Below are 3,595 nucleotides of genomic sequence, written 5' to 3' on the forward strand. Positions count from 1 at the left end.
TTAAATGGTTGGTTAAGCAAAATGTTTTAACTGAGGACGTTGCAAGACAAAAAATAGAAGAGTTAAAATTTTATCATCAGAACAAAAGCTCGAAAGAACGAGTTTTAAATTAACTTAAAACTTAGCTGATAATAGGTGTCGCGTAACCGATACCTAACTTGGTTGTTGATCAAGCTCGAGCCCCTCTATATAGTGAATAAATATTTTTATTTTGGTGGGTCCTAGCTTAGATCCTTTTTGTGTATTTCTAACTTAATTCTAGCCAATTATTTGTACGGCGCTTAACAAAGCGTTAATCCCAATTCTTCATACTTTATTCCTTTGTAGACAGCAGCAATAGAACCGAATAACTCATGCTCTTTACCAAGAACTAGAGTTGGACCTTCATTACGAATTGTAAGCAATGACTGACACTCTTTTTCGCCAACTATAGCTGCGTACTCTGGCGTCATATCCATTGATCGCCAGCTTTTATAGCGGCCATTTTATATTCGAATTGTTGATATATAATGATATATTTCATTTACTGTCGCGGTATGACTACAAATAAAGTTAAGGATCATTAATGATAAACAAGGTCAATCTAGCGGATATCCGCTCTTTTGTGCTTATTGCTAAATTAGGTAATTTCACTAAAGCTGCAGAAGCATTATCTGTTTCTCGATCTCATGTATCTCGGCAAATAAGTTCGCTTGAGAAACAAATGCAAGTAACACTTTTTACGCGTAGCACTCGCAGTTTAAAGCTGACTCAAGCGGGAGAGCGTCTTTATCAGGAATGCGAGAAATCCATCAACGGGATAAATCAAGCCTTGATTGCTGCAGTGGATGATACTGAAGAGATTCGCGGGCTAATTAGGGTGAATTGTGTAGGCGGGTATATTGGTGAAAATATCATATCTAAGTACCTTGCTGACTTTATGGTGGAATACCAACATATTCAAGTTCATCTCGATTTTAGCAGTCATCGAATAGATTTAATCCAGGATGACTTTGATGTTGCTTTTCGTATGGGGCAGTTAGAGGACTCTGGATTTATCGCCAAAAAATTAATGAATATAGAGATTGTCACGTTAGCTAGTCCAAGTTATATCAAGCAATACGGTAGCCCTGAACATCCTAAAGAGCTGAACGAACATCGATGTTTGACTGGGTCGGTTAAGCGCTGGAGCTTCCAATCGGTTGAAGATAAGGATGAACAGTTTGATGTTAGCGTTGAAGGTCACCTAGTTACAAAGAACGGATATGCACTTATCACTAATGCTTTGACTGGCAATGGCATCATCCGAGTTCCTCGCATGTATTGCAGTGATGCGATACGTGACGGGAGACTAGTCGAAATACTTCCTCAGTGGCATACACCCTCAGTTTTATTTTCAGCTGTATATCATAGGGATAAATACCAACCGAAACGACTAAGAACCTTTATTGATTTTATCAAGCAGCGCTTTGAGGGAGACTTATATTGATCGACTTTATATAGGCTTGTTCTAAGTAACACATATCAAATACTGACACTTAAATTTATTGTTGAGTTATAGTCAACACAGATTTGCATTGTGGCCTATATATCAACAATGAAACTCTCCATATAATCGTGTTGTTTTCAAAACAGCCGAAATTTAATTGGAGAATAACATGAAAAAATTAAAATCAATTAGCCTACCTTTATTCGCAGCAGTGATGCTTAGTACAACGCCTGCAATTGCCGATAGCTTCCTAGGTGCTGAATATCAGCAAGGTAAAAACAAAGTGTCTTTTCTAAGTGAAAATATCCGTGTAGCAGGTAACGTATTCTTACCACCTCACTACGATGCAAATAAGAGCTATGCTGCGATTGTTGTTATCACACCTGCAAGTGGTGTTAAAGAGCAGACTGCCGGTATCTATGCTGAGAAGATGGCAAAAGAAGGCTATATTACGTTAGCATTTGACCACCGAACTTATGGAGAAAGTGGTGGTTACCCGAGAGGGATGGAAAGCGCACCAATGAAAGTTGAAGATATCAAAAATGCTATTACTTTCTTAAGTAACTTCCCAGGCGTAGACCCAGAGCGAGTAGGTGAACTCGGTATTTGTTCTGGTGCTGGTTACAGTATACAAGTTGCAATACAAGATTCTCGATTAGACTCAGTGGCAACAGTAAGTGGTTTTGTTGACTTTACTGATTATGGTATGGGTGGTGCAACCCAGTACATGGATCAACTGACTGGTGACTCAACCGAGCAATACCGTCAACAAATTAAAATGGCTAGCGATGCACGCCAAAAATACTATGAAACAGGTGAAGTTATTTTAGTTGATGGTATTCCGTCAGCTGAAAAGGCGAAATCAATGAACGAATTTTGGATTCGAGCAGCAGACTATTACCGCAATCCAGAACGTGGTGCTGCAGTAGGAAACTACACTCCGCTGCGAGCTGCAATGTCATTAGATACGCGCTATGCATTTAACCCATCGGAAAACATGAAGCTAATTGGCGACACACCATTTCTCGCGATTGTTGGTACAGAAGCACTTTCTGCTTATTTTAGTGAGGTTGCTGTTAAACGAGGTACTGAAGCAGGTAAAGATGCACAACTATTTAAAATTGACGGTGCGCAACACTTCGACCTTTATGACCAAGAAAAATTCGTAAACCAAGCGGTGACTAAGCTTGATGATTTTTTTTCAAAAACACTACGCTAATTAATGCCTGAACGATAAAGCCATCATGACTGGAACGTAAAAAATAGCCTTTAGCACTTCAGTGTTAAAGGCTATTTTGTTGAGGTGTATTATTTTTATTATCTATTTGTAATTAATGATAAATTTGGTATTGTTTATGATAATTAAATTGGAATTCACGTTATACGGAACTCCGTGTAATAAGCTTTTTTGGATTAGAGGTATTCAGTGACTATCGTAGAAAAAATCGTTGCTCGTGAAATTGATGCTGTAATTGTCTATGAATCAGAGTTTGTCATTGCTTTTGCAGATCATGACCCGATTAATTTTGGGCATATTCTAATTTGTCCTATACAACCGTATGAGTCATTTATTGATTTACCACGTGTTATTCATAATGAAATTAACGATGTTGCAAAAGATTTGTTCCAGCGGATAAACGACAAATTTAGCCCTGATGGTATATCTTTTATTCAAAATAATGGCAGATTTAATGAATTAAGCCATTACCATTTACATATATTTCCACGCTTTGAGGATGACCAGTTTGGTTGGAAGAGTAGTGACTTAGGTATGCAAAATATTGAAAAACTGCGTGAATCTTTAGCATGTTTTTAAACACTTACTAGGACGTTATATGCTTTATTTAAATGTAACCAATTGAGACTTTTATGAAAAAAATAACGTTATTATGTTTCTTGTTATCAAATGTGAATATTGTAAATGCTGAAGAATGGTTTTCAGTGGCTCGTCACGGCGAGTGTGTACCGCTATTTGAACTTGCTGAAAATATTAAAGAGTTTAAAGGTGTCGCTACGCCCGATAAGTTAATTAAAAGCTATCTAAATTCTGGGCATCAAGCCGAAATGGGTGATTTTAGAGAGGTTGTTATAAAGGCGTTTGGTGATGATTGTAATGGTCAACTCAAA

Annotated in this window: 5 protein-coding genes; 4 read left to right on the top strand and 1 reads right to left on the bottom strand. The window is 37.6% G+C overall.

What is annotated here, in order from left to right; all coding sequences use genetic code 11:
• Nucleotides 1-281: 281 nt before the first annotated feature.
• Nucleotides 282-452, bottom strand: a complete 171-nt coding sequence (locus tag BT797_RS23935) for a hypothetical protein (protein ID WP_170860810.1) — start codon at nt 450-452, stop codon at nt 282-284.
• 113 nt (nt 453-565) lie between these two features.
• Here BT797_RS23935 and BT797_RS20655 point away from each other — a divergent pair, with 113 nt between their 5' ends.
• The 4 genes from BT797_RS20655 to BT797_RS20670 all read left to right on the top strand — a co-directional run.
• Nucleotides 566-1,468 (top strand): LysR family transcriptional regulator, encoded by a 903-nt coding sequence (locus tag BT797_RS20655; RefSeq protein WP_075473332.1) that lies wholly within the window; start codon nt 566-568, stop codon nt 1,466-1,468.
• 169 nt (nt 1,469-1,637) lie between these two features.
• Nucleotides 1,638-2,687, top strand: a complete 1,050-nt coding sequence (locus BT797_RS20660) for an alpha/beta hydrolase (protein WP_075473333.1) — start codon at nt 1,638-1,640, stop codon at nt 2,685-2,687.
• A gap of 207 nt (nt 2,688-2,894) precedes the next feature.
• Complete coding sequence (locus BT797_RS20665; RefSeq protein WP_075473334.1) at nt 2,895-3,284, top strand: HIT family protein; 390 nt, start codon at nt 2,895-2,897, stop codon at nt 3,282-3,284.
• Nucleotides 3,285-3,337: 53 nt separating this feature from the next.
• Nucleotides 3,338-3,595 (top strand): hypothetical protein (locus BT797_RS20670; protein WP_139291728.1); only part of this gene is annotated, 258 nt, incomplete at its 3' end.

Source organism: Moritella viscosa (assembly GCF_900120065.1).
Classification (GTDB): domain Bacteria; phylum Pseudomonadota; class Gammaproteobacteria; order Enterobacterales; family Moritellaceae; genus Moritella; species Moritella viscosa.